This is a genomic window from Vibrio sp. 10N.286.55.E10 (assembly GCF_002872555.1).
Lineage (GTDB): Bacteria > Pseudomonadota > Gammaproteobacteria > Enterobacterales > Vibrionaceae > Vibrio > Vibrio crassostreae.
This window is the reverse complement of record NZ_MCSD01000046.1, coordinates 58,273-85,006: the sequence shown is the minus strand read 5'-3', so window position 1 is coordinate 85,006 and position 26,734 is coordinate 58,273. Positions and strand designations below refer to the sequence as shown.

Here is a 26,734-nt window from a genome sequence, read left to right as displayed (position 1 = left end):
GAAAATGCAGCATGGGCGTCAAATCAATCGCCAGCATATCAGTCTCCAAAGACAACAAGGGGTTGCCGCGGTGTGGATGGGCTTATTGCTTGTTCCAATCATGGGCATGACCTTTTGGGCGGTTGAAGGCACACGTTATGTTCAAGAGACCAGTCGATTACGAGATTCCGCAGAGGCTGCAGCCATAGCAGTGACTATTGAAGATCAACCGGATCAGGCCCGTGGATTGGCGACCAAGTATGTCGAAAACTATGTTCGAGACATCAAATCAACCAACCTTTCTGCAGACCGTTTCCACCAAGCGGAAGACGAGGGTGCTGGGGTTCTTGAATACATCCAATACACAGTGAATGCCAAGACGACACACGACTCTTGGTTTGCGAGTAGCTTTATCCCGTCTTTTGATGAGCAGCAAGACCTGGCGGGCCGTTCGTTAGCGAGAAAGTACCCGGTGTATCTTGGTGATAACAACATCGACATTGTTTTTGTGTCGGACTTTTCCGGTTCAATGAACGACAGATGGGGTTCAAATCGAAACAGAAAAATCGACGATTTGAAAACCGCCATCGATGAAATATCAAACAAGATCCTTTGTACGTCGATTAACCAAGACTATGTCGATGGAGAGTGGAAATACGTTTGTGATGAGCCCGGAGAAGATACCACCGGAGACAAGCTGCTTAACCGAGTTGGCTTTGTGCCATTTAACGTTCGAACGAGGGAAATCGTCTCGGGTAATAGAGCCAACGCGACAAGCCAATTGAGCTACAAAGATAACTATAAAACCAACGTATCGCCTTATTCTTACAACGATGTTAACTGGGATTACTGGCGTACCTATTCGCAAGATTATGTGCTTGATTGTGCGTACTGGAAATCATATTGCCCAAACCCAAAATCGGACAATCAAAAGTACGCCAAACGTATCAAGGATGTGATTAATCAAGATAATTACTTGGTTGCAGATGTCTACAACTACGTTGATTTCCCGAGTTCAGTCTCGACGATGTTTACTGATAAGTCGGGGTTACAGCCTGATTTCTATGGTGTGAGTGGAACTCGTCTATTTAACGCGCATGGTTCTTCCGATTCATCGCAGTTTTCCAACATTCGCCTATCGAACAAGCTTTCAGACTTGAATCCGATTAATTCGATGTGGGCAGATGGTGGTACGGCTGCTTTTCAAGGCATTTTGAGAGGTTCTCAAGTTCTCCATGACGGTGACCCGAACAGTTCCGATCAAGACGAACAGCAGGCTTATAACAAAAAAATCAAGATGCTGCTCATTTTAAGTGATGGGCAGGAAAGTCCTGATAACGGCATCCTCAGAGGGTTAGTCGACAGAGGTATGTGTGACAAAGCAAGAGAAGAGATACCGGGCTTATACATAGGTGTTATTGGTATCGATTTTCGAGCGTCCCAACAGAGTGGATTTCAAGACTGTGTTGTCGATCCAAATGAAGACATTATCGATGTATCTAACCTAGATGAATTGATTGAAAAGATAGAAGAACTCATCCGTAAAGGCTCAAAAACAAGCGGAATCACTAAGTTGTACTAGAGGAAAATATGAAAAAGTTAATGATCAGTTCAATCGTCCTATCGACATTGCAACTTAGTTTTATCGCTAATGCGGAAGAAGGTATCAACGTTTATTGCGACACGGCATCCAGTGAATATCAGCATAGTGTAAGAGTTGATGATGTCGTCGGCATCGCACAGCATAGACAGAGCTTTCTACAAATAGAGCAGCCTTCTGATAGCAACGAGTTGAAGCAAACTTTGGCCAGTCAATCTAATCTGGGGATGAATCAATCGGGATGTAAGACTTGGATCAGTAATCAAGAGCGTCAAGGGTTGTTGGCCCGTCTTCATTTTGGTTTTGATCAACACAACTTAACGCCGATGGGCAGCAAAGCATTGAGTCAATTAGCTGGTGAGTTAAAGACTAACGGCAGTTCAATTACGGTGGATGGCCACACCGACAGTACAGGCGAAGAAGGTTATAACCAAGCGCTCGGCCTACAAAGAGCGCTTACGACGTCGGATGGCTTAATGGCCGATGGTGTCGAGAAAAACCGTCTTGTTATTCGTTCATTTGGTGAAAGTGAACCTATTGCCTCTAACTCAACCGCAGAGGGTAGAGCCAAGAATCGACGCTCAGAAATTTGGGCCTCTGCGAACGATGCCACTGAACTAGAAAATTGAGATGCACGATTGGGGTTGGTTGTTACTTAGTGCTTGGTTGCAGCTTAGTACTAGGTAATAACCGCCCTAGAACATCGCTCTTGGGGTTTTTGTTACAACGTATACTAATGAATATTCGATTAAGTTTAACCGTCTGATACTAAGTAAATATTAATGCTTTTTGATAAGTTCTCTTCTGAAGGGATGCAAAGAAATATCGATGTCGATACTTGGGTATCTATATTGGATAACATACGAGACATAATGGACGCATCGAATGCGGGCATCATCATGATCTCTGATTTGAGTTGCTCTGGTTCTGAGAGTGTGTGGAGCTCCTCAAACATATCGTGTAACCAACATAAGAGCAGAATTAGCTGTTTTTGTGAGTATGTGCATAAAGAAAATCGCACGGTCTATTTGAGTGGTTATGCTGGTGGCGAATCCGCCTCTGCAACAGGAATAGATGCCTATAAGTCTTTTTGCGGCGTTCCTGTTAGGGATATAGATGAAGAAGTGTTTGCGGTGCTCTTAGTGTTTGATTTAAGCCCAACAACATATACCGAAAGCCAAGTTAACTTGATTGAGAACATATCGACTCTATTGCGTTCTGAAATCCTATTAAAAGAAGAGAGCAGGATTTTATACAAAAACAGTCACTTTGATATCATGACGACGCTGCTTAATCGAAGGGGCTTTTTCCATGAATTCAACAAAGCAAACATCAGCGATGGAGAGGTTGTTTGTTTGTATTTCGACTTGGATAATTTGAAGTACATCAATGATACGTATGGTCACTTCAAAGGTGATGATTACATATCTGGATTTGCGTCATGCATTAAAAACAATTCAAAGTACAACACTATATCGGCGAGAGTCGGCGGTGATGAATTCATCGTCGTCATACACTCAGAAGAGCCGGGTTTTGCTCGTGAGTTGGTCAAAAAAATTCACACTGAATTCCATGATTTCATTGAAGGCTTTCATTGTGATGATGAGGTTTCACTCGGCTTTTCATATGGTTGTGGTATTGCTGATTCTCGAAGCTTCAATATTATTAATCTAATAAAGTCGTCCGATGAAAACATGTACCTTAATAAGAAAAACAAGATTTAGATGTTTGTGCAGACGTTAAAAAGCCCACTAAATGTGGGCTTTGATGTAGATGCTGATCGTAGCTTTCTAACCTAAGCTCGAATGATCATTTGCTCGCGTTCAGGACCTACCGATACCATCACGATTGGCACGCCCATCAACTCTTCGATGCGAGTTACGTAATCTTGTGCGGCTTGAGGAAGGCTCTCAAACGTGCGGCAACCCGTGATGTCTTCGTCCCAGCCTGCCATATCTTCATAAACAGGCTTTAGCTCAGCCGTTTGTGGCCAAATTGGGTTCTCAGTATGTTCACCTGAGTATGCGGTACAGATCTTAAGTTCAGATAGACCAGACAGGCAATCGATCTTAGTCAGTGCGATTTCCGTTGCGGCTTGAAGGTCAACACCGTTGCGAGTTGCTACCGCGTCGAAGTAACCCATATCACGTGGGCGACCCGTCGTTGCACCATATTCGTTAGAGCTTTCGCGGAAGCTGTCTTGCTCTTCCATTGCGGTTACAAGCGTACCAGTACCAACAGACGAGCTGAAAGATTTAGCAACAGCAATAACACGCTCAGGGCGAAGGGCAGGTAGGCCACTACCGATACCCGCGTAAGCTGCGGTTACATTAGAAGAAGTCGTCCAAGGGTATTCACCGTAGACAAGGTCGCGACCTGCGCCTAACTGAGCTTCAAACAGTAGGTTCGCGTCTTGCGATTGCAGTGCTTTTAGCGGCTCAGTTACGTTGCAGATGAACGGGCGCCAAGCTTTAGTCACTTCAAGTAGCCATTCTGTCATTTCAGAAGCGCTCTGAGAGAAGTCACATTGAGGGTATAGCGCTTTAAGTTGAGGCATCTTCCAATCAAGCATGAATTGAATGCGCTGCTCTAAAATCTCAGGCTGATTCAGCCAGCCCACAAGAATTCCTTTCTTCATCACACGGTCGCCGTATGCAGGTGCAATACCTTGACGTGTTGAGCCGTAAGCGCCATCGCCTAAACGCTCTTCTTCAAGTGTATCTTCAAGAGCGTGCAAAGGCAGACACAGTGTCGCACGATCTGAAATTGCCATTTTTACTTTGATGCCAGCCGCTTGTACTTCTGCAATCTCTTCAGTTAGCGCCGCAGGGCTGATCACCATGCCAGGGCCAAGAACCGCTGTACAGTCAGGATTAAAAATACCACTAGGAAGTTGGTGCAGTTTGAATGTACCGAAGTCATTTACCACAGTATGACCTGCATTGTTTCCACCTTGAAAACGAATGCTAGCAGAAGCTTGGTCTGCTAAAAAATCGACGATGCGGCCTTTGCCTTCATCCCCCCAGTTTGCGCCCACAACAACGATAGATGGCATAATTTTTCTCCTAACTGATTGAGAAATCATGTTAGGCCTACAAAGTGGATAAGAGAAATTAATTATCTTTATTATCTTGATAAGGATTCCATATATCCTTAAAGTCTTAATCTACCAATGATCGTCATTCCAGAACCGAGGTATCTGGAATCTCAAACCACAAGCGAGATTCCTTACCATGTTCGTTCCTCACTGTAGGGAATGACGGATGGAGCATTCTTTACTTTTAGGGAATGATATAAGTGACACGAGAGAGAGGACATGATGCTCGATATTAATTTGTTGAAGACGTTTGTGACGCTTGCGGAGTACAAGCATTTTGGGAAAGCGGCTAATGCACTTCATATGACGCAACCCAACGTAAGTTTGCACCTAAAACAACTAGAACAACAAACACGTATAAAGTTGATTGAGAGAAGCCCATTTCAATTGACTCAAGCGGGTGAGCGACTATTGGAAACAAGTCAAAGAACGTTACTTGAACTGCAAATTTGTCAGGCCGATCTCAATGCCATTAACGACCTTAAAATCGGGACGTTAACTATTGCCGTGAGTGACATCATTTCTCGATTTTTGTTGATTCGCCCGTTCCAGAAGTTTAAAGCGCAGTATCCCGGTATTGATCTTACGCTATTGAATACCACGTCATCTCAAGCATCGAGTTTAGTTAAAAATGCTCAGGCGGATATTGGCTTTGTTATCGCCAAAGAACAGCACAACGAGTCATTATATTTCACTAAGCTTCAAGAGCTTTCTTGGTGTGCACTTGGCGATGGGTTTGATATCCAAGATTCTGATGCAGAGCTCACTTTGATTCTACTAGGCCATGATACGAGAACACGTGACTTCATCGATGAAGGTTTACCAAGTTTAAACCTACCCAATCACAGAGTCATGGAAGTAGGGAGCGTAGACGCTCAAATCGATTGGGCAGAAGCCGGTTTTGGTGTGGCGATTGTCCCTGAATTTGCAATATCAACCAAGCAACATCTGAAATCAAAAGTCACACCATTGGCGAACTTTTCTAGTACGAGCCTTGGCTATATTGTGAGGCAGAATCAAGTCTTGTCGAAAGCGACCAAGCAGTTGTTAGGATGGGTGAATGATGAGATTAACCTGTTGCAAAACCAATAATTCCATCGCTAAGTCAGATCGATCTAAGCCCACCTCGTGTGGGCTTTTTTGTGTCGGTAAATCACCGTTCTTGCTCAAAGCAATAGGCTACAGAAATAACTTAAATCTCTCATCATCCATTCCTTCTGTAAATCAGAGCCTTAAAATTCATCGTTGACAAAGTTTGATTATCAAACTAAATTCCAATCAATTGCTTTGATTGTCAAACTACTTGTCAATCAAAGTTCTCTTATTGAGAAAGATCGTCTAACTACTAACACAATCTAAGGACGCCATTTTGAGTTTTCCAACACGCCATCAACACAACTTCTCTTCACACAATCAACAAGGTGAAAAACGTACTTTCTACGTTCTCTTGTTAACTGTCATCACAATGGTTGTCGAGATTATTGCAGGTACTATTTATGGTTCTATGGCGCTACTTGCTGATGGCTGGCACATGGGAACGCATGCAGCAGCGTTTGGTATTACCTTGTTCGCATACCGTTACGCCAAGAAGCATGCTGACAGTGAACGTTTCTCTTTCGGTACCGGCAAAGTGAGTGTGTTAGGCGGGTACACCAGCGCGATAGCGTTGGGTATTGTGGCGTTGTTGATGCTGGTGGAGTCAGTACATCGCTTGTTCAACCCGCAAGCGATTCAGTTTAACGAAGCGATTATTGTTGCGTGTATTGGTTTGACAGTGAATGTAGTGAGTATGTTTTTGCTAGGGGATCATCATCATGATCACGGACACTCTCATTCTGAACATAAGGGACACAGTCACGATAACCAACATGATGGGCATCATCACGATCACAACTTGCGTGCGGCCTACATGCACGTCTTGGCCGATACATTGACTTCTCTGTTGGCGATTGTTGCTCTACTATTTGGTAAGTTTTACGGTTGGAACTGGTTGGATGCCGCAATGGGTATGGTTGGTGCGGTTGTGATTGCCAAATGGACAATGAACCTCATGAAACAGACAAGTCCAATCTTACTCGATCAGAATATTGACGATGAGTACCGCAACGGCATAACTGAAGCCTTAGCTCCTTATGCCGCCGTAACCGACTTACACATGTGGAAGGTGAGCGGGCATCACTACTCAGCGGCGATTACTCTTGAATCAAACAGCGATAAAAGCGTCCCTGAATATAAACAAATGCTCGCCAAGTTTGATAAGATTAATCATCTTACTCTCGAAGTGCACTCAAACGGCCATGCAAAATATAGAACAGCTTAATCAAATACTGACTGAGTTCTACGATAAAATGTCTTCGTGGGAGCAATCCGTTGTCAAAGAAACGGGTTACTCCTTAGCACAAGTACATACCATCGAAGTGCTTGGTATGCATGGTGCGTTAAGAATGAAAGAATTGGCAGAAAAGCTTGGCATTACTACTGGCACACTTACTGTTCAAATTGAGAAGTTGGTTAAGGCAGAATTGATTGAACGCCATGAACACCCAACGGATCGTCGTGCGATTGTGGTGGCTTTGACCGATGAAGGTCAGAAGATCCATGTTCACCACAACCAACTTCACTTGAATTTGGTTAATGAGCTGACGCAAGACATCGAAGAAGACGAGAAAGCGGTGTTATTGAAGTGCCTAACCAAGATGGTGAAAGCGTTTTAGTCGGCCTTAAGTTCGCAGCATAACTTATTAGCCGCAAAGCGATTGATTAAGAAATCCAAAAATGGACCAGACTCGAATTGAGTAGGTCCATTTTTTTCGCCGTTTACGCTCAACGTTACAATCACCAATCGATGGGTTTCCCGTTTAAAAAAACAAGTCAAAACCTCTAATATTACTCTTCGCTCGTGCTCCTCTGGTGAGCCAAAAAATTGTCACTTCTAACCTCAAGGTCAATAATGGTACAAAGTGTTTTAATTCAAAGTCTTACATAGCAAGCCATTCAGGGCTTCACACTCCGTCAAATAGCTGTCTCTCACTTTTATCATTCAACTAATGTACATGTAATCGATTTGTGTTATTGATAAAATTAACTTTAGTTGGCTATTTCATTTGCTGTTTAAATGCAATTGAGAACGTCATCGCTAGTGGACTTAGAAGCCACAGTTTTAGACGCTCATTATCGATATAAAAACCATAACAATAACCAGATCGCACGAGTTGAATATCCATTCTTTGATGCGACTCATTTAGATACTCATAGTTAATTAGTAAAGACGAGCCATGTATATGAATATAAAGAAAAAGCTTTATTCGTTGGGGATGTTCTCCATCGTCGGTATGATTTCACTGCTGTTTACTACATCACAATTTGCAGACACCACCGCTCAAATGAGCGAAGCCAAACAACTCACAAAAGAACTTGAAGTACGACTGCTCAACCTTCGCCGTAACGAGAAAGATTTCTTACTGCGTAGCGATATGAAATACCTCGACAAGTTTGACGTAAACTACAACAAATTCTTAGCGTCTGAATCTGAGCTCGACGTCGTGCTGAAAGATTTGGGCTTAGCCAACAGCACACACCTACGTGAAGACATCGAAACCTACCACACCAGCTTTGTTAACCTAGTAAAAGCGAGCGAAGTTTATGGGCTAGCACGTGACAAAGGCCTGTTAGGGGAGTTTCATGTTTTGCTCGATAACATCAGTGCGACAGCCAGTGCTGAACAAAAAATCGAGCTTTACCTGTTCAATGACTTAATTGAAAAGGGTGAGTTCGATCCGAGTGTTCTTTCTATTACTTCTAACGCTGGAAGCTCAAGTGCTTTGATAGATGCTGCGCGTCAAGTGGTTGAACAGAAGCGAGTGATCGGTTTAAAACATAACGAAGGCCTGCTAGGTGAAGCCCGCTCTGGTTCACACGCTATCGAAAGTCAGTTTAAAGAATTCTCGGCGGTGCTAGACCAACAAACGCAGCAAGAGATGGACAAACTATCGCTGATCAACAACATCCTTTGCGTCACGTTGCTTGTGTCGATCATTCTGTTCAGCTGGTTAATTGTCCGTTCTATCATCGGTAAAATTGAGTCGCTGCTATCAGTGATTCGTAACATTGTTGACTCTAACGATGTGTCTATCCGTTCAACCGAAAATGGCAAAGATGAACTTGGTACACTAGGCGAGTACTTCAACCAACTGTTGGATCAACTTGAAGGCTTGATTGCGGCGTCTCAGTCAAAATCTCTGCAGCTAACTCAAAGCACTTCTAACATGCATGATGAGCTTGAATCGGTGATTAAACAGTTCGAAGTTCAAGCAAACCACACCTCGACAATGACAACGTCAGTACAAGAGATGGTACTTACCATTGGCGAGATCTCTGAAAGCACATCGGTTGCTGCAGAAGGTGTTCATCAAGCGAAAGTGAATGCTGACAAGGGCCGCGAAGTGGTTGTCGCGACCATCGATAATATTACTCAGTTGTCTGAACGCCTTTCAAGCAGCCAAGATTCGATTAGCTCACTGAACCATCATGTTGATCAAATTGGCGATGCAGTAAACATCATCCAAGGCATTGCAGAACAAACCAACCTATTGGCATTGAACGCGGCGATTGAAGCGGCACGTGCGGGTGAACAAGGTCGTGGCTTCGCGGTGGTTGCAGATGAAGTACGAGCGCTGGCAAGCAGAACGCATCAATCAACGACTGAAATTACCAGTGTAGTCACGGCAATTCAGAGCCAAATGAATGCTTCGATGACCGAAATTGGTGAGTGCAATCAACAAGGTCAATTAACACTAAAAGATTCAGAAGAGCTTGATGCAAGCCTACAGCTGATCTTAAGTGACATGGAAAGCATTCAAGGCAACTCTGAACGTATTGCTTCTGCAATTGAAGAGCAGGGCGCAGTAATGGCGCAAGTAAGCGACTCAATCACTGAACTGAACACTATCTCGAATGATAATAACGCTTCGGCGCAGCACTGTTTAGTCGAAGTGGATAAAGTCGCTGAGCAAGCAAACGATATGGACCAAGCTGTCGCGCAGTTTAAGACATCTTAGAATCAACCTAGTTGCATTAAAGAAGTGCAGCCAAACAACTCAAGCGAAAGGCGCGGATTATCTGCGCTTTTTTGTACCTAATGGATAGGCAAGTTCATGAACAGATAGAAATAAGAATAAGGCATTCCAAAATAGACTTAAGTATCTGTGATATATAAGTAAAATAATGACAGACTATCGAGTAAACGAACGTACTGGCGCGTTCCTGACAAACGGTTAAATCTATAGGAAGAGGGATAACATGCACTACGACGTATTCAATGGAGATGCAGACGGCATCATCGCTTTGCTGCAACTGCGCCTAAATGAGCCAAAAGAAACTGTACTGATCACTGGTGTAAAGCGTGATATCAAGTTGGTTTCTCAAGTGGTCTCTAAATTGGCGGAGCAGGGCGATCAAGCGGATGTTGCGTCTGTTACGGTCCTAGATGTATCGATGGAGAAGAACCTTCCGGCTTTACACTCGTTACTTGAGGCCAACGTTGAAGTGTTCTATTGCGACCACCATCGCACAGGCGATATACCTCAGTCTAAGCATCTTGAGACTTTAGTTAATACGGCACCTGAATGTTGCACCAGTTTGTTGATAAATCAGAAGTTAAAGGGTGAGTATGTTGCGTGGGCCATTGCTGCTGCCTTTGGTGATAATTTAAAAGCGGTAGCTTCACAATTAGCGTTAGAAAATGGCTTTGACCGATCCCAAACTGATTTTTTGGAAGAACTGGGTACTCTCATTAATTACAACGGCTACGGCTCGTCACTGAGTGACTTGCACTTCACGCCAATCAAGCTTTACCAAGCTCTCTATCAATATCCGAATCCGTTTTCTCTCCTAGATGACAAAGGTTCAGTTTTCTATCGTCTTCGTACAGCTTATCAAAGTGACAACCAACACCTATCAAACCTAGGACCAATATATGAGAGTGAAGTCGCGCGTGTGTTTGAATTGCCAAGTGAGACTTGGGCAAGGCGTATTAGTGGTGTCTTTGGCAATGAAATCGTTAATCAAGACCCAGGCCGAGCGCAAGCAGTGTTAACTAAAAACCAAGATGGTGAATCTTATACTGTGAGCTTGAGAGCGCCGTTATCAAATAGAACGGGTGCAGACGAAATTTGCTCTAGTTTTGAAACGGGGGGGGGAAGAAAAGCAGCAGCTGGCATCAATCAACTCACTGAAGAAAATAAGATGAATTTTATTTCATCAATTGAGAGTTATTATTCACAGCTGGGCAATTGTATCGATAGTTAACTCTCGATCTGAAAACTGAAAATACAATAATTGTCACCTACATTTTTGGTTGTTCGTGTACACATCTAGCATATGTATAGCTAATAAATCTAATCAATTTTAGTGATATCACTCGCAATGATAAATCTCCGTCAGGCCAGTAAATCCGAGGGTTTCTAGACCTTTTACTCTTATTCTCAGCCCAGGGTGTCCACTTTGCTATTTTTACATATTCACCTTAATTACCCGAGTGAATTAAGATTGTGGATTCATTTGTTCCACCAATAATTAAGCCCAATAAAGCAATGTTTTAGCATTTTAATTTGAATGAAAAGTCAAAATCATATTGATTCTTATATTCAATCTGTGACTTAAAATCACAAGTTAAATCAAAGGTCACCTTTTCTAATAAATTCCATTACTTGTCTATAAATATTCATGGCTAAAATGAATTGATTCGGTTGTGATGGGCACAGCTGTTGAGTAAGGAAATGGAATTGATGTTGAAACGTAAAGCTCTGCAATTAGCGGTATCTTTCGGAATGGCCGCAATGTCTGGCGCTGTTTATGCGAATGGTTCAGATATGACGAATCCAGATTCTGGTGTCGTAGTCGGTTATTGGCACAACTGGTGTGATGGTGGTGGTTACCAAGGTGGCAATGCGCCTTGCGTAACATTGGACGAAGTGAACCCAATGTACAACATCGTGAATGTGTCATTCATGAAAGTGTACGATGTTGCTGATGGTCGAATCCCAACTTTTAAACTGGACCCAACCATTGGGCTGTCAGAGCAACAATTTATTGACCAAATCTCAGAACTCAACAAGCAAGGTCGTTCTGTCCTGTTAGCTCTGGGTGGTGCAGATGCACACGTAGAACTAGAAACCGGTGATGAAAGAGCCTTTGCTGATGAGATTATTCGTCTGACTGAGCGTTACGGATTCGATGGTCTGGATATCGATCTGGAGCAAGCCGCGGTAACCGCAGCCAACAACCAAACTGTTATTCCTGATGCGTTAAAACTGGTGAAAGACCATTACCGTGCTGAAGGCAAAAACTTCCTCATCACGATGGCGCCTGAATTTCCGTACTTAACGTCTGGTGGTAAATATGTACCATACATCGACAATCTAGAAGGTTACTACGACTGGATTAACCCTCAATTCTACAATCAAGGTGGCGATGGTATTTGGGTTGATGGTATCGGTTGGATTGCACAAAACAATGATGAATTGAAAGAAGAGTTCATCTACTACATTTCTGATTCTCTAATCAACGGTACTCGTGGCTTCCACAAGATCCCACACGACAAGTTAGTGTTTGGTATCCCTTCGAGCATTGATGCTGCAGCGACGGGCTTCGTGCAAGATCCTCAAGATCTTTACGACGCATTTGAGACCTTAACGACTCAAGGCCAACCTTTGCGTGGTGTAATGACGTGGTCTATCAACTGGGACATGGGCACCGATAAGAACGGCCAACAATACAACGAACAGTTCATCAAAGATTACGGCCCATTTGTTCATGGGCAAGTGACACCGCCACCGGTTGAAGGTGAGCCAGTGCTGAAAGGCGTTGAAAATGCGCGTGTTCTTCATGGCAGCGCATTTGACCCTATGGAAGGCGTAACTGCAACAGACAAAGAAGACGGCGATTTAACGTCTTCAATTGATGTTGAAGGATATGTTGAAACAGCGGTTATTGGCACTTACGTTCTGACGTACCGTGTGAAAGACAGTGACAACAACGAGACAACCAAAGCAAGAACGGTAGAAGTTTACAGCCAAAAACCAGTATTCGATGGCATATCTGATACGACAGTAATACTTGGTTCTGCATTCGACCCAATGGCAGGTGTGACGGCGAATGATGCAGAAGATGGTGACCTAACGAGTTCTATTACACACACTGGCAGTGTCGATGTGAATGAAATGGGCAACTACTCGCTTGTATATAGTGTGACAGACAGTGCGCATCAAACCGTCACTGCTGAACGTAAAGTGTCTGTGACTGACGGTTCTAACTGTGCTGCTGCATGGGATGCCGAAACGGTTTATGTTGAAGGCGACCAAGTGTCACATGACGGTTCAACGTGGGGATCTGGCTGGTACACTCGTGGCGAAGAGCCGGGAACGACAGGTGAGTGGGGCGTTTGGAGAAAGGTTTCAGATTCTTCTTGCGGTGGTAACCCTGAGCCGGGTACAGATCCTGAACTTGAAGTTTCGGGTCTCCAGTCTGAATACGCACCTGATAACGGTGATGTCCGCTTGGATCTGACACTAACGTCAAACGAAGCAATGGATGTGACTGCAATGGTGTTAAATAGTGCAGGTGTTTTAGTTGAACAGACTAAAGTAAACCTCGTAGATAGCCAAACAATCACCATCGTTTTGAATGACGTAACTGACGGCCAATACTCACTTGAAGTAGTTGGTACTGCTTCGGATGGTGAAATGGTCATGGTGAATAATTCGTTCTCTGTGAAAGACGGTGGTGGTGGTACACCACCTCCAGGTGATTACCCTCCATATGAAGCGGGCACAAACTACGCAGCAGGTGACATTGTAGTGGGCAGTGATAATGGTTTATATGAATGTAAGCCTTGGCCATACACGGCTTGGTGTGCAAGCGCATCTTACGCTCCTGCAGAAAGCCAATACTGGCAAGATGCTTGGACAAAGCTGTAAGCTAAGTTAATTGTGTACTAGAAACTAGAAACTAGAAACTAGAAACGATCAAAGAGAGGCCATGTGCCTCTCTTTTTTATTGCTTAAACGAAATGGAATCATGGGCTCATTTTCATTGTTGTCACACATAATGGCTAAGTCGATAGAGGACTTTGCTTTAGATAAAAATAAGAGTGATTATCAATTGTATTAATGGATTGATAGATGCACTATGCGCACAATGAATTTTCAATTTTGTGAATATCTAAATAATGAATCTAGCGCAAGTCGACCTTAACCTCTTAGTCATCCTTAAGCACCTTTTAGAAGAAAAGCATGTGTCCAACACGGCATTGGCACTCGATATGAGTCAGCCAACGGTGAGTCGTTCGCTGCAAAAACTGCGCACTGTATTTAACGATGATTTGTTGGTGAGAGCGGCTTATGGCTATGAATTGACGCCAAAAGCGGAAGCGATCAAGCAAGATCTTAATTCTGTACTTACGCGCTTAGAAAAGCTGGTTCACGGAGACGTATTTGAACCTCAGACTAGTGACAATACCGTTCGCTTTTTTGGCTTGGTTCCTCAGGTTTCTCACTTATTGCCAAAAGTCGTGGCACAAATTCGAAAACAAGCACCGAACATGGTTGTTGATATTGACTCCATCCCTAAACGTCACTTCGAACCTTTGTTGTCGGGCGATGCGCACTTCGTGTTGTCAACGCATGAACCGTTAAGTTCTGAGCAGAATCTGTATCGAATGTTCGTTATTAGCCGTGATTATCGCTTATTGATGAGCAAAGACCACCCGTTGGCAGACAAAGAGATCACAGTCGATGATTTACTTAACAGCCAACTAGGCCAGATCTCGCTGCAAGGTGACAAAAAACTCTCCATTGAAAATCGCTTTAAAGATTTAGGCTTGATTGATAAGCAGCGCCAACTATCGATTCCGATTCAGCTGTCTAATTTTAATATTGCTGCAGATATCGCTGAGACGACTGACATCATCTTTCACTTACCGACACCGTTTGCCACACAAGCCGCTAATCAAAGAGATTTAATTTGTAAACGCGTACCCAAAGCCATCAGAAGCCCATCAGAAGATGTGTATCTATATTGGCACAAGCGTTTCCACAATGATCCTATGTGTCGATGGGTTCGCAATCTATTTAAAGAGATATACACCTGATTTATCTGGATGGTGAATGTGATTTTAATAGTGCCATTGAAATGAATATATCTTTGTTTTGTTATTTGAAAGGTGAATAACGAGAATCAATTTTTGGTATGAAACTTTCGTTGATAAGAATGGTACTAGGTTGTTTAATGCAAACCATTATCATTACCAATCACATATAAGAATAAATATCATGTCTGAGAGATCTCTTTTGATTCGCAAACCTCTTTTGGTTCGTAAACCCCTTTCGATCGCAGTCGCTGTTATTTGTACGTCACTTTCAGCTAACGTGTTAGCGCAAGAAGAAGCGCAAGCAACAGATGAGCAAATGGTAGTTACGGCAACTCGTACCGAAATGGCACTAAAACAAGCGCCTGCTTCAATGTCGGTTATCACTGCACAAGACATTGAAGACAGCCCAGGTATTACCTTGGCTGACATCGTTGCTGAATCAACCAGTGTTGAGTCTGACTTCGATAGCACACGTGCTGGTCGTCAGATGATCTCTATTCGTGGTATGGATTCTGATTATACGCTTATCATGGTAAATGGCCGTCGTCTCAGCTCGGCAAGTGCCATCATCCGTGGTAATGACTTCGACCTTTCTACTATCCCAGCAGATTCAATCGAACGTGTTGAAATCATCCGTGGCCCAATGTCTGCACTTTATGGTTCAGATGGTATGGGCGGTACAATCAACATCATCACTAAGGCTCCAGAAAATGATTGGAGCTCTACATTGAGCATGGACACTTCATCGCCGCTTGATGGTGATGGGGGCGAAGAGTACTCAATGGGCTTCACAACGTCTGGTGCATTGATTGAAGATGAGTTGTTCGCTCGACTTTCTGTTAATCAAACAAGCCGTAATGCATGGCAACCATATTCTGGTACACACAGTTCTGGCTACGACCGTTCAGACGTAACAGCTCTAGAAGAACGCGACACGCTAAGCATGCTTGCAAGCCTGACATGGCACATGACAGATAACCAAACCATCGATTTTGATTTTGGTTACAGCGATGACGAACGTGAATCAGCGGCAGAAAGTGCGAAATCGGTTATTGAGTCAGACACTCGTGTCGTGCGTCACAGCCAAGCAATTACACACAGTGGTTTCTGGAGCTGGGGTGATACTCAAGTTCGTTATTCGCGCGAGAACGTGACTGATAACGATGCAGCCGATCTAGGCAATAACTTCAGCAGCGATATCGAAGAGCTCACTCAAATTGTTGAAGCATCTGCTACCACTTACCTTGGTTACAGCCACACGCTGACATTTGGAATGGACTACCAGTTAAGTGAACTAACTAACAAAGAAAACCTATCGAGCGGAATGTCGGAAGCATATCAAGGCGCATTGTTTGTGCAAGACCAATGGGTCATGACAGACAGCCTAACCGCAACGTTCGGTGGTCGTTTGGATAAACACGAACTGTACGGCGAAGAGTTCAGCCCACGTGTGTACTTGGTTCACCAAACAACGAACGACCTAATCATTAAAGGTGGTGTAGGCAAGGCATTCAAGGCCCCAACATTGACTCAAAACCAATCTGACTACACAGTTTCAAGCTGCAAGGGTGGTTGTGCGTTGGTGGGTAATGAAGATCTAGATCCAGAGACAAGCATTAACTACGAACTTGCGACGGTATACACACAGCCACGTTGGAATGTAGAAGCGGCGTTATTCCGCAATGAGATTAATGACCTTATCGAAAGAACACAAGGTTACTGCCCGCAAGGTGGTGATTGGAACGAAAGTGCTCTTCAATGTGAAAACCCTGACGGTACACCAACGGGAGATTTGGGCGCGAAGACGCACCAAAACGTGTCTGAAGCTATCATTCAAGGTGTTGAGCTTGGCGGTATGTACCAAATCTCTGACGAGTGGGCCGTTTCTGGTAACTACACTTACCTAGATACAGAAGACAAGTCGACAGGTGAAGAGCTACTTGAGCGTTACAAGCATTCAGGCTTTGTGAAACTTAACTGGAACCCAACTTATGATCTAAGCACTTTCGTGAGTGCACGTTACCGTGGCGAGCGCCAGATTGACAGCGACCTAACGCAAGACGCTTACACAACATTGAACATCGGTACGGTTTACAATGTGAATGACTCAGTACGACTACGTGCAGGTATCTCAAACCTAACGGATGAGTCAGTATCAGATGAGTTAGAGTACATTGGTTATGTTGAAGAGCCACGTACCTACTACATAGGTATGACCGCTGACTTCTAATCAATCTGTGTTTGATTCGGTAGGTAGATACATATAAAACAAAGAACCCACATGACTTAACGTCGTGTGGGTTCTTTTGATTTGGGCGCTCGTAATTGAGTGCACATAGGTATCGAAGAGTGTTAGATTTTTACACAAGTGACAAGAGCATTGCCGGACTGAGTATCCCAAGGAATCAGCTTGTCGTAATCGTGCTCGAAGATATTAACCTCAAAGTAGGGCTTTAATATCTCGATTAACTCCTTAAACGAGAATGCCACCATCGGGTGTTCATCATTCCAAACTTGAGTTTCACCTGCAGTCGTTTTTTCGATACTAAGCTTTAGCGCTTGCTTATCACCGTGACCAGAGTAGTACCACCCTGAACGGAAGGTAAAGTCATCTTGTTCTTGGTTTGTGGTGTGTCGAACAAACAGATCATTGCTGATCTTATCTTTATCGACAACGTTAAAGCAGAACACACCGCCTTGTTTTAGCGCTTTGTGAACGCTAGCAATGCACTCTTTTAACTTCTCGATGCCATCGTTGTAGTGGATCGAATACAAGAAACAAGTAATAAGATCGAACGGCTCAGAGACTTCAAAATTACTCATGTTCTGAACAGAAAAGCTGGCTTCAGGGCAGCGTAGTTGAGCGATATCTAACATGGGTTGGTTTAAGTCAAGCCCGTTACTTTGATAACCATAATCAATAAAGTGACGAACGTGTGGGCCAGTACCACAACCGAGGTCTAGGTGAGTTTTTCCTTCATTTCCAAAAATCTGATGTAGCCTACGAACGCAGTGACTTTGCGCTTGGTAGTCAATATCAACACACATTAAATCATAGTAACCCGATAGGTCGGTATAGAGCGCGTTGGCGGACATGTTTGCCTGCAGCATTTGCTGAAAAAATTGGGGTGGCGCATCATATACCGAAATGTGGAATTCGCAATAAAATATTCAACATGCTCATGCACTTTAATTCCAACTTTGTTACTAACTAAACACTGATGATTCACTGTTAGGAGTATGGAAAAATATCATCAAAGCGAGATAGCTTCAGCCGTTACGAACACGCTTCGATACAAACCGATTCATTATTTATTGAAACTTGGTTTTTGCCGTTTGCTTTTGCTCTATAAAGTGCGTCATCGGTGACTTTAATGAGAGTATTGACTGAGTTCGAGGAATGACAAATATATCGACTGGTCATTCCAATACTGACACTGGACCTAAACGGACGGCGATTAGCACCAATAAAAATATGTTGATTAAATGAATGACAAATACGTTCACCAATGATTTGGGTATACGCAGGTTTCGCATTAGGAATGAACACAATAAACTCTTCACCACCCCAGCGTCCCACTACGCCATGGAGCAATTCAACGTGAGTTTTTATAGTGTCAGCTAAGTGCTTAATGACAGTGTCACCAACGGTGTGACCAAACTGATCGTTTATCAACTTAAAGTCATCAATGTCAATCAACATACAAGACATTTCGATTCTCTGATTCATTGGCTTCTTTATCCAATCATAAATCGCCCGACGATTGAGTGCCTGCGTTAAGTCGTCATGCATAGCACGATGCAGTAATTCTTTTTCCAACAATACTTTATCTGTCACTTCTTCAAGAATGACTTGAATGGCGTCTTCACCTTCCCAGTTAATCACGTTGTCATAGAGATTGAAGTATTTGTAGGAGTCATCAAAGCAATGGTTGGTAACCACGGAACTGAAGTTGGGTGTGTTGCCATTGAGAATGCTCTCGTAACGTCTGATTGCAATTGGTCGCTCTGCTTCAGGAATGATTGAAATGATTGAATCCATCGCAAGCACTTGCTCAATGGATTTGGCACCTTGTTGTTCAACCCAAGCTTGGTTAACCATCAAAGGTTTGAAGTTTCTATGAATCAAAATGCCTTGCTTCGATGTACTGAGTAGCTTTCTATACATACGATCGGTTTCGTGGCGTTGACGTTGCGCTTCTACCACAGAGGTGATGTCAATGATGTTCACTTTAAGAGCGGGCTTGTTATTCAATTCAACAATGTTCGATAAGCAAAATATGGAGATATTACGGCCATGAGTGGGAATGTCTGTGTACAATTTTCCTTTCTTAAGCTTGCCTTTTATTGCTTCTAGATAGCGTTGCTTGACTAGATTTTGGTAACTATCAGGTACCAAGGCATATACAAAATCAACATTGCGTAATAACTCACCACGGTTTTTATAACCAAAGATTTGAGCGATCTCGTTGTCGACATCAACAACTCGATGATCTTGAAGTGTCATACACCCTTGTGCTGAGTCGAAGTTTTGACAGGCCAAAGTGGTGGTTAAATCTAGTTGAATACTCATATCTACCGGATTACTTATTCGTTAACTGAAATAGGTTTTTCTCACTCGATGTAGCGACCCCAAGGTCTTTGCGGAGCTCTTTTATGACGAGACTAGATTGGAAAATTATGGTATCTAGGTAAACTAAGTGTGACATTTAAAATTTTATGATAAATCAGTAATTTTACTGGTTTTAACCCAGTTCTTGAAAAGGAAACAATTCAGGAAAGTAGATCAGTAATTAAAGCTAAATAAGCGAGCTAAACAAGGAAAGTTAAGACAATGGAATCAGCACCAAACGCAAAGGACTCTGTGGAAATCGGTACTTCAATAATCATCAAGCTTGATGACTTATCGGGTGGGGAAGTAATAGGCTTACTAGAAGAGCATCTCGCTGATATGTACGCAACATCACCACCCGAAAGTGTTCATGCTCTGGATCTGGATGGGCTCAAGTCGCCAGAGATTACCTTTTTTAGTGCTTGGAAAGACAGTCAATTGCTTGGGTGTGTTGCGATTAAAGAGTTAAATACCCAACACGCTGAACTCAAATCGATGAGAACCTCACAGTTTGCTCGAAAGTCAGGTGTTGCTAGCCAACTTTTACAACATGTATTGGATACCGCAGCCATTCGCAAGTATCAGACAATCAGTTTAGAGACAGGTTCAGAAGACTACTTTAAGGCGGCGCGTAACCTGTATGAAAAGTTTGGCTTTGGATACTGTGAACCATTTGCAGATTATATATTGGACCCGCACAGCCAGTTTATGAGTATCGAATTGTGTTAGAAGTGACTACATCGCAAAAAGAGATTCCCTATCACGTTCGTTCCTCACTGTAGGGAATGACGGAGGGGGTGTACCTCGCTTTAGAGAATGACGGGGTTGTAGCTTCTGTAGTCAGAAATAACGAATACAATATTCACGCTATTTCCTCTCGTCATTCCAGGACTGGGGTGACTTGATTCCCCAGCGTCATTCCAGAACCGAGGGACGAGGTATGTGGAATCTCTAACCGCAAAGAGAGATTCCCTATCACGCTCGTCCCTCGCTTTAGGGAATGACGATTATACGGTCAATGACCAATGGCTAAAACGTTAGCGAGTTTCTAGCTCTGCGAAAATAGCTTCAGCATCCACAATACTTCCTGAGATAGAAAGTGTGTTGAACGGAACCAAATCCTCAGGGCTAGAAGGCTTTTTAACTAACAGCTCTGGGTAGACTTTCGATTCGCCCATCAACATTGCCTTAAGCTCTTTGACGGATAGGTCAGGGTAGCGAGACCAAACTAATGCCGCGACGCCGGACACGACAGGTGCAGCCATACTTGTGCCACTTTTCGAACCGTAGGTGTTTCCCGGAGTGGTTGATAAAATGCGGTACCCAGGTGCAAACACATCAACTGATTTCTGGCCGAAGTTACTAAAGCTCGCCACTAACGTTTCGTCGGCATATTTTGCTGATGCACCCACATCTAACCATGTTGAAATAGGCTTTGAACGGTAGTGCTTCGCGTAGCGGTTTGGAAAGCTTGGTTTGATGTCGTTATCGTTACGGCTGTTCCCCGCAGAGTGAACGATCAAAACGCCTTTACGAGCCGCGTAACGGAATGCGTGGTCGACGATGTATTTACGTGGCGAGTAGCTTTTACCAAAGCTCATGTTAATGATCTTCGCGCCATTATCGACGGCGTAACGCACTGCATTGGCAATGTCCTTGTCCCGTTCATCGCCATTTGGCACCATACGTACCGCCATGATTTGAGCATGATCTGCCACACCATCAATACCCACTGAGTTGTTACGCTCTGCAGCGATGATTCCAGCAACGTGTGTACCGTGCGAACCAACAGGGCCTTTCACATCGTTGTTGCCGTAGCCTTTTTCCCAAGGGTTCGAGATGTCATCCCAAACAATATCGCCACGCGTGTCGAGCTCTAAGTTAAGGTGGAAATCCAGAGAGTCTTGGTAACGGCTACGACGTGATTCCAGATATTCAAATGAATACCATGAATCAAACACACTCAAAAGCCCTTCAGCTGCAGTAACGACGCTAGCATTCTCACTATCTAACAGTGTTTTCAGACCGTTAGTAGAAAAGTCTTTTTGATCGACGAACTGAAGAATCTGTTCTTTGAACTCATTGGCTTGGTCAGTTGCTGTCGTTACACGATTCAACGCATCTTGGTCATCTTTTAGAGACGACAAGTAATCGGATTCAACATCTTGATAATACTCACGTTTCTTACGCGGAATCCAATGTCCGTTCTCTTTTAACTCAAGGTACTTTTTGTATTCTCTAGTGACTTCTAGTGTGTCTTGGTTAACGTTAATGCCTAACGAGTTACCCAAAAAGTTCCAGCCGTGGACATCGTCAATGTAACCATTGCCATCATCGTCAATCCCGTTGTCTGGGATCTCGTCTTCATTGGTCCAAAGTTTGTTTTTGAGATCTTCGTGTTCAACGTCGACACCTGAATCAAGAACGGCAACGATGACTGGTTGTGGTTGAAGAGGGGGCATCAAGTAGTCATATACCACATCAGAACCCACACCCTGAATTCTTGTGTAGCTTGCCGTTAAGTTAAACCAATCACCGCGCTGTTCATCAGCGTTGCTCATCATTCTCATTGAGAAAAATGAAGGTAGAATAGTTTCTCGCGAGTAATCCTCAACAATTGTCCCTTTTACATCTTGGATGAAAGGTGAGTTGGCAGGTTGTGGCTCTGGGCTACTCTCATTAAGAGCCGAGGCAGATACTTGAGCCGAAGCCATAATAGCTAAAGAAAGCGTGGTAAGTCTGTGTCCGTGATTCATCTGTGTTGCATCCTTATCATTGTGAGACTGAATAGTTGTGCGACTAGAACTGACTCCTTAGCGAAGCTTTATGAAAGCACGCAGTCAGTTCTGTGAGAGGGAAATGCCCGCTCAAAAGCAATCAAAAGATAATATGCAATCAGACTTGTATCATTCGTTTGATCAATGAAATGGTAGGAAGGTCTCACTGTGATCGATTTTAAAGTCTCAAAGTTTGAGCTAAACTCTATTAATAAAACCAATATTTATAAAATTAAGAATTGGGATTAAAGGTGTTTAGAATCAATTGATTAGTATGTTAATTGCAGGGGGTGGTTTTGGCTCTCACTCAGCTATTGAAGTGCTTTTGAAAGAGCCAAGATCAAGGAGCTTAGTCGTCGTGAGAGCTAAATTCAAAGTTTCCGTTGACGGCAAAATGGTCTGAAAGGTGCCAACTTCCCCAAGTGTCAGAGCTCAACCTTTGATGAAGCTTGACCGTATTAGTATTACTTGTTGCTCGTCTATGCACTCTGCTAACAAAAACGTAATCCAGATACTCTACATCAGCGCCACCTGAATACTTATAAGCGGCATACGGGTTAATCGTCGGGTCAAAGGTTGCATTGGTGTAGCCTCTGAATTCTGGAGGATCAACATCCAACGTAGCTAGCATTAGAAGGTATTCCACGAAGTCGCTATTTTTATCGATATTGAAGTCTCCAGCATAGATAACCGCTTCGTTGGAAGGTATGCCTTTAGTCAGCATAAAGGTTCGCATCAGCCCTAGCTGTAAGCGTCTTAGTCTTTTGGCCGCAGGCGTATTGAATGATGCTAGGTGCGTGTTGAATATATGGTATATCTGACCATCTTTGTCGATTTTTGTGTAGACGACGCCTTTATCTGCGTAACAATCAGTCCCGGAGCAGTGTTCAAAAACTATACTGTCGGTTTCAATAATTGGATAGCGACTAAAAGTGACTACGCCTCCGTCGTACATCGCACTAGTGCCACCTCCTACTACCTCTGTTCTAAATGCATATTCCTCTGCTAGAGCGTTGAATAGGATCTCTCGGTCTGAAGAAAAAGCTTCTTGAAGTGTGAGTACGTCATATCCGGAGAGAGTGTGGTCCAAGACACTTGCACGACTTGTAATGTTTGATGATACGCCGGGGAGCATCCATAGGTTATATGACCCAACGTTCAAGGTATTTGGGTCTTGATCAAAATCATTGATCGTATGTTCTGAGACTACAAATTCAACGTCGTCGAAACCTGACGTGTATATAGCCTTAACACCGAACTCAGAGTGATATCCATCTTGGTTATAACGATGAAGAATATATGGGTTGTAGTCGGTCATCATCCCTTGATCTTTATACCCATAAGACAACGTTGAGCCTGAACCGTGACCAACTAACCTAAGTTGACTTACAGGTTCTTGCGGCTTAGGTTCCCAAGAACCTTCGTTTGTTAATCGTGAAATTGTTAGGAAGTAGTCATACGTTGCGCCATTAACAAGCCCATAATATCGATTAAAATCAGCTACTTTAGCTTTTTGATAAGGCCAAATAACTAAGTCATTTTCAGTCAACCTGTATTGGTAACCGTTACTTACGGGTTCACTGGAGTCTATCGAAAAGTTTATTAATATGGGTTTGTCGGTGCGGTTTATATAGTAAAGTGATGTTGCGAGTGCTTGGCTGGCTATTGCCCAAATTATCAGTGTTGAACACAGCTTTTTAATCATGTTTCTTCCTTTGATTACATTCCTAAAATCGAAAACAGAAAGTAGCCCTGGTATGCATTCAGTTGCAAATTAAAGATTTTGGTTTTGTGCTGTGTAACGCGCATGTGATCATATTGTAAATTTTATGAAAAATTACTCTGTTTTATAGTAACTTATGATTATTCTAACCGATTCGAAGTACATTCTATGACGACTTATTTTGCTGGCTTCTCTCTGGGGCTTTCGCTAATCCTTGCGATTGGTTCTCAAAATGCGTTTGTTTTAAAGCAAGGTCTAAAGAATCAACACGTATTGGCAGTTTGCGCTGTATGTGCAATTTCTGATGCCTTACTCATTAGTTTTGGTGTAACAGGCTTCGGCGCAATCGTTAAGCAATTCCCACAAATTGAGCAGTTCGCCCGTTATGGTGGGGCTATCTTTTTGGGTGTCTATTCATTCTTAAGCTTCCGCTCAGCATTCACTGAAAATCACGCCTTAGAAGCCACTGCTGAAACCAAAGACTCATTAACTAAAGCGATGGCGATGTGTTTGGCGTTCACTTGGTTAAACCCACATGTTTATTTGGATACGGTTGTTCTATTGGGTTCTATTTCAACGCAATACCAACCGAATCAAATGTTGTTTGGTGTTGGTGCAGTATCGGCGTCGTTTGTGTTCTTCTTTTCACTTGGATATGGCGCACGCTTCTTGGCTCCAATGTTTAAGAACCCGAGAGCATGGAAGGTGTTGGAGTTTGTCGTCGGCATGATCATGGCGTCTATTGCAATATCTTTGATCGTTTAGCCGCTCGTAATTAGGCATTCAAACATATTATCTAAAGTTCCTACCGAAAGTGACGACTTAAAGTGACTGCCTTTAGTTGCCTTCGTATTTAATTATTTCCACAAAAATGGAATTATTTTTCGTCTTTCGGTTTTGGCGTTCGTCTTAGGGGTACAAATACAAATTAATGACCTAATTCGGAGTAAACCATGATTAAACTTGTTAGCTTTAAAAACTGCCCATTCGTTCAACGTGTAATGGGTGCTTTGGTAATGAAAAATGTCCCATTTGAAATTGAATACATTGAGCTAAACAATAAACCTCAATGGTTCCTAGATATTTCGCCAAACGGACAAGTGCCAGTATTGATTACAGAAAATGACACAGTTCTGTTTGAGTCAGATGCAATTGTTGAATACTTAGACGATAAATATGCGCCGATAGAAGAGGTGTCTCCAGAGCAAAAAGCACTAGATCGCGCTTGGTCTTATCAGGCAAGCAAACATTACATGCCGCAATGTGGAACGATGGGCAGTAAAGATAAAGAAACCTTTGAGACACGTTTAGCGAATCTTCAAAAATCCTTCCAAAAGGCCGAGAACAAGCTTGGTGACAGCGACTTCTTTAAAGGCGATTACATCTCTAACGTCGACATCGCTTGGCTACCACTGTTACACCGAGCGTCAGTGATTAAAGAAGGCTCCGGTTTTGATATGCTTGAAGGCTTTCCGAAAGTACAGAAGTGGCAAGCGGCGCTGATTGAATCTGACTTGACCGATAAAACCGTTCCTGCGGACTTTATTGAGAAGTTCAGCGGCTTCTATTTAACGAATAACTACTTGGCTAGTCTCGCTGAAGTTCGTTAATAATATAGATTAAATTGAAATATAATTTAATAGCAGGTCGTTCCAAATAAATGCCCTCCCAAAATTAAACTAATTCTTCTCTTTATATCTTTTATTGTAAAAAGAGAGGAGCAGGATGAGTTTTTATATTTAGGCGTGAAGATTTAGGTTGTTTTTGAGAACGAGTAACAATTTAGTTAGTGCTGTAACGACATGATTATAAACAACTTAATTTGTATTATGCTCAGGTTTACTATCAGGTTTATACGTATTTTAGTACTCGTTACGCCGCAGGAAATACATCTGTCTCATAAATAAGACTGGATTAAATATCTATGATTGTTCGTTTGATGACCTAAAAATCTTGTGATACCTTCTCATTCGCTTCTCAAATGAACGGTGTTTTATTATTCATTAGGAGTTGATTATTTAATTTATTTTAAACAGTAGCGCAACAGGTGAAATAGTGTCGGAAACTATTGGCGGTTGATCAACGTTGCTGTAGGACAGACAAAAAAAGGGTATTTTCATGCTTAAATCATCATTTCTATTGGGCCTAGTTGGCTTAGTTTCACTTCCTACACTTGCTGCCGGTATTGAGGGCGGTCCATACATTGGCGCAGGCCTTGGTGTGTATCAAGACTCAGACACTGACGGCGCAGGTAATTTAGATGCTGAAAGCATGGGGTACAGCCTTTACGGTGGTTACCAATTTAACCGTATTGTTGGTATTGAACTTGGTTACACGGATTACGCTGACTACGAAAAGTTTGGTACTAAGCTGCTTTCACCAACGTCTTTGTCTGTTGCAGCAAACGTAGGTTACACATTTGATAATTCAATTCGTCCGTTTGTAACCGCAGGTCTGAGCTACGTAGATTTGAACTCTAGCAACAGTGCTTTTTACGGTGACGATTCTGGTGCAGGTTTCCATTTTGGTATCGGTGTGGAATACAACCCAGTGGAGAACTTAACGCTTCGCCTGATCTCGCAAGCAGATGCTGTGAACATAGAAAACTACGCTTATATCAATGGCAATAAAGTTCGTCTAAGCAGCAAAGATGTAGCATTTAGCACAGTAACACTGGGTGCTTCGTACAATTTCTAATGGCTTCTGTTAAATAGCTTAAAGCTAAAGCTATGGACACCTAAACCGCTCTAACGTTGAGCGGTTTTTTTATGTCAAAAATAACGATTGGTCACGCTGTGG

The 26,734-nt window shown here is 43.0% G+C and carries 20 protein-coding genes; 15 read left to right on the top strand and 5 right to left on the bottom strand.

What is annotated here, in order from left to right; all coding sequences use genetic code 11:
• Positions 1-4: 4 nt before the first annotated feature.
• The 3 genes from BCV39_RS19210 to BCV39_RS19200 all read left to right on the top strand — a co-directional run bounded on the left by BCV39_RS19210 (position 5) and on the right by BCV39_RS19200 (position 3,303).
• Entirely contained in the window at positions 5-1,561 is a 1,557-nt protein-coding gene (locus BCV39_RS19210; protein WP_102433453.1) for a TadE/TadG family type IV pilus assembly protein, read from the top strand.
• Between the two features lie 8 nt (positions 1,562-1,569).
• Positions 1,570-2,208 carry an OmpA family protein gene (locus tag BCV39_RS19205; RefSeq protein ID WP_102433441.1) on the top strand — a complete coding sequence of 213 codons (639 nt, stop codon included), beginning with the start codon at positions 1,570-1,572 and terminating at the stop codon, positions 2,206-2,208.
• A gap of 153 nt (positions 2,209-2,361) precedes the next feature.
• On the top strand, positions 2,362-3,303 hold the full coding sequence (locus BCV39_RS19200) for a sensor domain-containing diguanylate cyclase (RefSeq protein WP_102433442.1): 942 nt from the start codon (positions 2,362-2,364) through the stop codon (positions 3,301-3,303).
• A gap of 71 nt (positions 3,304-3,374) precedes the next feature.
• On the opposite strand, the gene BCV39_RS19195 is transcribed toward BCV39_RS19200, so the two are convergent.
• Complete coding sequence (locus BCV39_RS19195; protein WP_102433443.1) at positions 3,375-4,634, bottom strand: adenylosuccinate synthase; 1,260 nt, start codon at positions 4,632-4,634, stop codon at positions 3,375-3,377.
• A 261-nt stretch (positions 4,635-4,895) separates the two neighbouring features.
• On the opposite strand from BCV39_RS19195, the gene BCV39_RS19190 reads away from it, so the two are divergent.
• The 8 genes from BCV39_RS19190 to BCV39_RS19145 all read left to right on the top strand — a co-directional run bounded on the left by BCV39_RS19190 (position 4,896) and on the right by BCV39_RS19145 (position 17,053).
• Positions 4,896-5,768: a LysR family transcriptional regulator gene (locus BCV39_RS19190; RefSeq protein ID WP_048658616.1), complete on the top strand. Its 873-nt coding sequence runs from the start codon at positions 4,896-4,898 to the stop codon at positions 5,766-5,768.
• Positions 5,769-6,045: 277 nt separating this feature from the next.
• Positions 6,046-6,996, top strand: a complete 951-nt coding sequence (dmeF, locus tag BCV39_RS19185; protein ID WP_102433444.1) for a CDF family Co(II)/Ni(II) efflux transporter DmeF — start codon at positions 6,046-6,048, stop codon at positions 6,994-6,996.
• Positions 6,974-7,390 carry a MarR family transcriptional regulator gene (locus BCV39_RS19180; protein WP_102433445.1) on the top strand — a complete coding sequence of 139 codons (417 nt, stop codon included), beginning with the start codon at positions 6,974-6,976 and terminating at the stop codon, positions 7,388-7,390. The genes dmeF and BCV39_RS19180 overlap by 23 nt, the downstream gene beginning before the upstream one ends.
• 618 nt (positions 7,391-8,008) lie before the next feature.
• Positions 8,009-9,733, top strand: coding sequence for a methyl-accepting chemotaxis protein (locus BCV39_RS19165; protein ID WP_102433454.1), 1,725 nt, complete (start codon positions 8,009-8,011; stop codon positions 9,731-9,733).
• A 241-nt stretch (positions 9,734-9,974) separates the two neighbouring features.
• Entirely contained in the window at positions 9,975-10,982 is a 1,008-nt protein-coding gene (locus tag BCV39_RS19160) for an acetyltransferase (protein WP_102433446.1), read from the top strand.
• Positions 10,983-11,461: 479 nt separating this feature from the next.
• Positions 11,462-13,651, top strand: a complete 2,190-nt coding sequence (locus BCV39_RS19155; RefSeq protein ID WP_102433447.1) for an immunoglobulin-like domain-containing protein — start codon at positions 11,462-11,464, stop codon at positions 13,649-13,651.
• Positions 13,652-13,902: 251 nt separating this feature from the next.
• Positions 13,903-14,823, top strand: a complete 921-nt coding sequence (locus BCV39_RS19150) for a LysR family transcriptional regulator (RefSeq protein WP_029226004.1) — start codon at positions 13,903-13,905, stop codon at positions 14,821-14,823.
• A gap of 181 nt (positions 14,824-15,004) precedes the next feature.
• Positions 15,005-17,053: a TonB-dependent receptor gene (locus tag BCV39_RS19145; RefSeq protein ID WP_102433448.1), complete on the top strand. Its 2,049-nt coding sequence runs from the start codon at positions 15,005-15,007 to the stop codon at positions 17,051-17,053.
• 122 nt (positions 17,054-17,175) lie between these two features.
• On the opposite strand, the gene BCV39_RS19140 is transcribed toward BCV39_RS19145, so the two are convergent.
• Positions 17,176-17,919 carry a class I SAM-dependent methyltransferase gene (locus BCV39_RS19140; RefSeq protein WP_055318724.1) on the bottom strand — a complete coding sequence of 248 codons (744 nt, stop codon included), beginning with the start codon at positions 17,917-17,919 and terminating at the stop codon, positions 17,176-17,178.
• A gap of 181 nt (positions 17,920-18,100) precedes the next feature.
• The gene (locus tag BCV39_RS19135; RefSeq protein ID WP_102433449.1) at positions 18,101-19,396 is read right to left on the bottom strand and encodes a sensor domain-containing diguanylate cyclase; all 1,296 of its coding nucleotides are present in this window, start codon (positions 19,394-19,396) and stop codon (positions 18,101-18,103) included.
• Positions 19,397-19,657: 261 nt separating this feature from the next.
• On the opposite strand from BCV39_RS19135, the gene BCV39_RS19130 reads away from it, so the two are divergent.
• Positions 19,658-20,164: a GNAT family N-acetyltransferase gene (locus BCV39_RS19130; protein ID WP_102433450.1), complete on the top strand. Its 507-nt coding sequence runs from the start codon at positions 19,658-19,660 to the stop codon at positions 20,162-20,164.
• A 308-nt stretch (positions 20,165-20,472) separates the two neighbouring features.
• Here the strand turns inward: BCV39_RS19130 and BCV39_RS19125 are convergent, their stop codons facing one another.
• Positions 20,473-22,191 carry a S8 family peptidase gene (locus tag BCV39_RS19125; protein WP_102433451.1) on the bottom strand — a complete coding sequence of 573 codons (1,719 nt, stop codon included), beginning with the start codon at positions 22,189-22,191 and terminating at the stop codon, positions 20,473-20,475.
• Between the two features lie 370 nt (positions 22,192-22,561).
• Positions 22,562-23,917, bottom strand: coding sequence for a sphingomyelin phosphodiesterase (locus tag BCV39_RS19120; protein ID WP_102431776.1), 1,356 nt, complete (start codon positions 23,915-23,917; stop codon positions 22,562-22,564).
• Positions 23,918-24,103: 186 nt separating this feature from the next.
• On the opposite strand from BCV39_RS19120, the gene BCV39_RS19115 reads away from it, so the two are divergent.
• The 3 genes from BCV39_RS19115 to BCV39_RS19105 all read left to right on the top strand — a co-directional run bounded on the left by BCV39_RS19115 (position 24,104) and on the right by BCV39_RS19105 (position 26,632).
• Positions 24,104-24,700, top strand: coding sequence for a LysE/ArgO family amino acid transporter (locus BCV39_RS19115; protein WP_102431777.1), 597 nt, complete (start codon positions 24,104-24,106; stop codon positions 24,698-24,700).
• Between the two features lie 188 nt (positions 24,701-24,888).
• Entirely contained in the window at positions 24,889-25,545 is a 657-nt protein-coding gene (locus BCV39_RS19110; RefSeq protein ID WP_102431778.1) for a glutathione S-transferase family protein, read from the top strand.
• Between the two features lie 508 nt (positions 25,546-26,053).
• A complete protein-coding gene (locus BCV39_RS19105; protein ID WP_102431805.1) occupies positions 26,054-26,632 on the top strand; it encodes a porin family protein in 579 nt (192 codons plus the stop codon).
• The last annotated feature ends 102 nt before the right edge of the window (positions 26,633-26,734 follow it).

Bases quoted from the DNA above. Each gene is read 5' to 3' on its own strand.
- BCV39_RS19135 (WP_102433449.1), bottom strand. From the start codon at position 19,396: ATGAGTATTCAACTAGATTTAACCACCACTTTGGCCTGTCAAAACTTC.
- BCV39_RS19140 (WP_055318724.1), bottom strand. From the start codon at position 17,919: ATGTCCGCCAACGCGCTCTATACCGACCTATCGGGTTACTATGATTTA.
- BCV39_RS19150 (WP_029226004.1), top strand. From the start codon at position 13,903: ATGAATCTAGCGCAAGTCGACCTTAACCTCTTAGTCATCCTTAAGCAC.
- BCV39_RS19110 (WP_102431778.1), top strand. From the start codon at position 24,889: ATGATTAAACTTGTTAGCTTTAAAAACTGCCCATTCGTTCAACGTGTA.
- BCV39_RS19195 (WP_102433443.1), bottom strand. From the start codon at position 4,634: ATGCCATCTATCGTTGTTGTGGGCGCAAACTGGGGGGATGAAGGCAAA.
- BCV39_RS19120 (WP_102431776.1), bottom strand. From the start codon at position 23,917: ATGATTAAAAAGCTGTGTTCAACACTGATAATTTGGGCAATAGCCAGC.
- BCV39_RS19105 (WP_102431805.1), top strand. From the start codon at position 26,054: ATGCTTAAATCATCATTTCTATTGGGCCTAGTTGGCTTAGTTTCACTT.
- BCV39_RS19155 (WP_102433447.1), top strand. From the start codon at position 11,462: ATGTTGAAACGTAAAGCTCTGCAATTAGCGGTATCTTTCGGAATGGCC.
- BCV39_RS19205 (WP_102433441.1), top strand. From the start codon at position 1,570: ATGAAAAAGTTAATGATCAGTTCAATCGTCCTATCGACATTGCAACTT.
- BCV39_RS19145 (WP_102433448.1), top strand. From the start codon at position 15,005: ATGTCTGAGAGATCTCTTTTGATTCGCAAACCTCTTTTGGTTCGTAAA.
- BCV39_RS19130 (WP_102433450.1), top strand. From the start codon at position 19,658: ATGGAATCAGCACCAAACGCAAAGGACTCTGTGGAAATCGGTACTTCA.
- BCV39_RS19200 (WP_102433442.1), top strand. From the start codon at position 2,362: ATGCTTTTTGATAAGTTCTCTTCTGAAGGGATGCAAAGAAATATCGAT.
- BCV39_RS19165 (WP_102433454.1), top strand. From the start codon at position 8,009: ATGATTTCACTGCTGTTTACTACATCACAATTTGCAGACACCACCGCT.
- BCV39_RS19115 (WP_102431777.1), top strand. From the start codon at position 24,104: ATGACGACTTATTTTGCTGGCTTCTCTCTGGGGCTTTCGCTAATCCTT.
- BCV39_RS19190 (WP_048658616.1), top strand. From the start codon at position 4,896: ATGATGCTCGATATTAATTTGTTGAAGACGTTTGTGACGCTTGCGGAG.
- BCV39_RS19180 (WP_102433445.1), top strand. From the start codon at position 6,974: ATGCAAAATATAGAACAGCTTAATCAAATACTGACTGAGTTCTACGAT.
- BCV39_RS19210 (WP_102433453.1), top strand. From the start codon at position 5: ATGCAGCATGGGCGTCAAATCAATCGCCAGCATATCAGTCTCCAAAGA.
- BCV39_RS19160 (WP_102433446.1), top strand. From the start codon at position 9,975: ATGCACTACGACGTATTCAATGGAGATGCAGACGGCATCATCGCTTTG.
- BCV39_RS19125 (WP_102433451.1), bottom strand. From the start codon at position 22,191: ATGAATCACGGACACAGACTTACCACGCTTTCTTTAGCTATTATGGCT.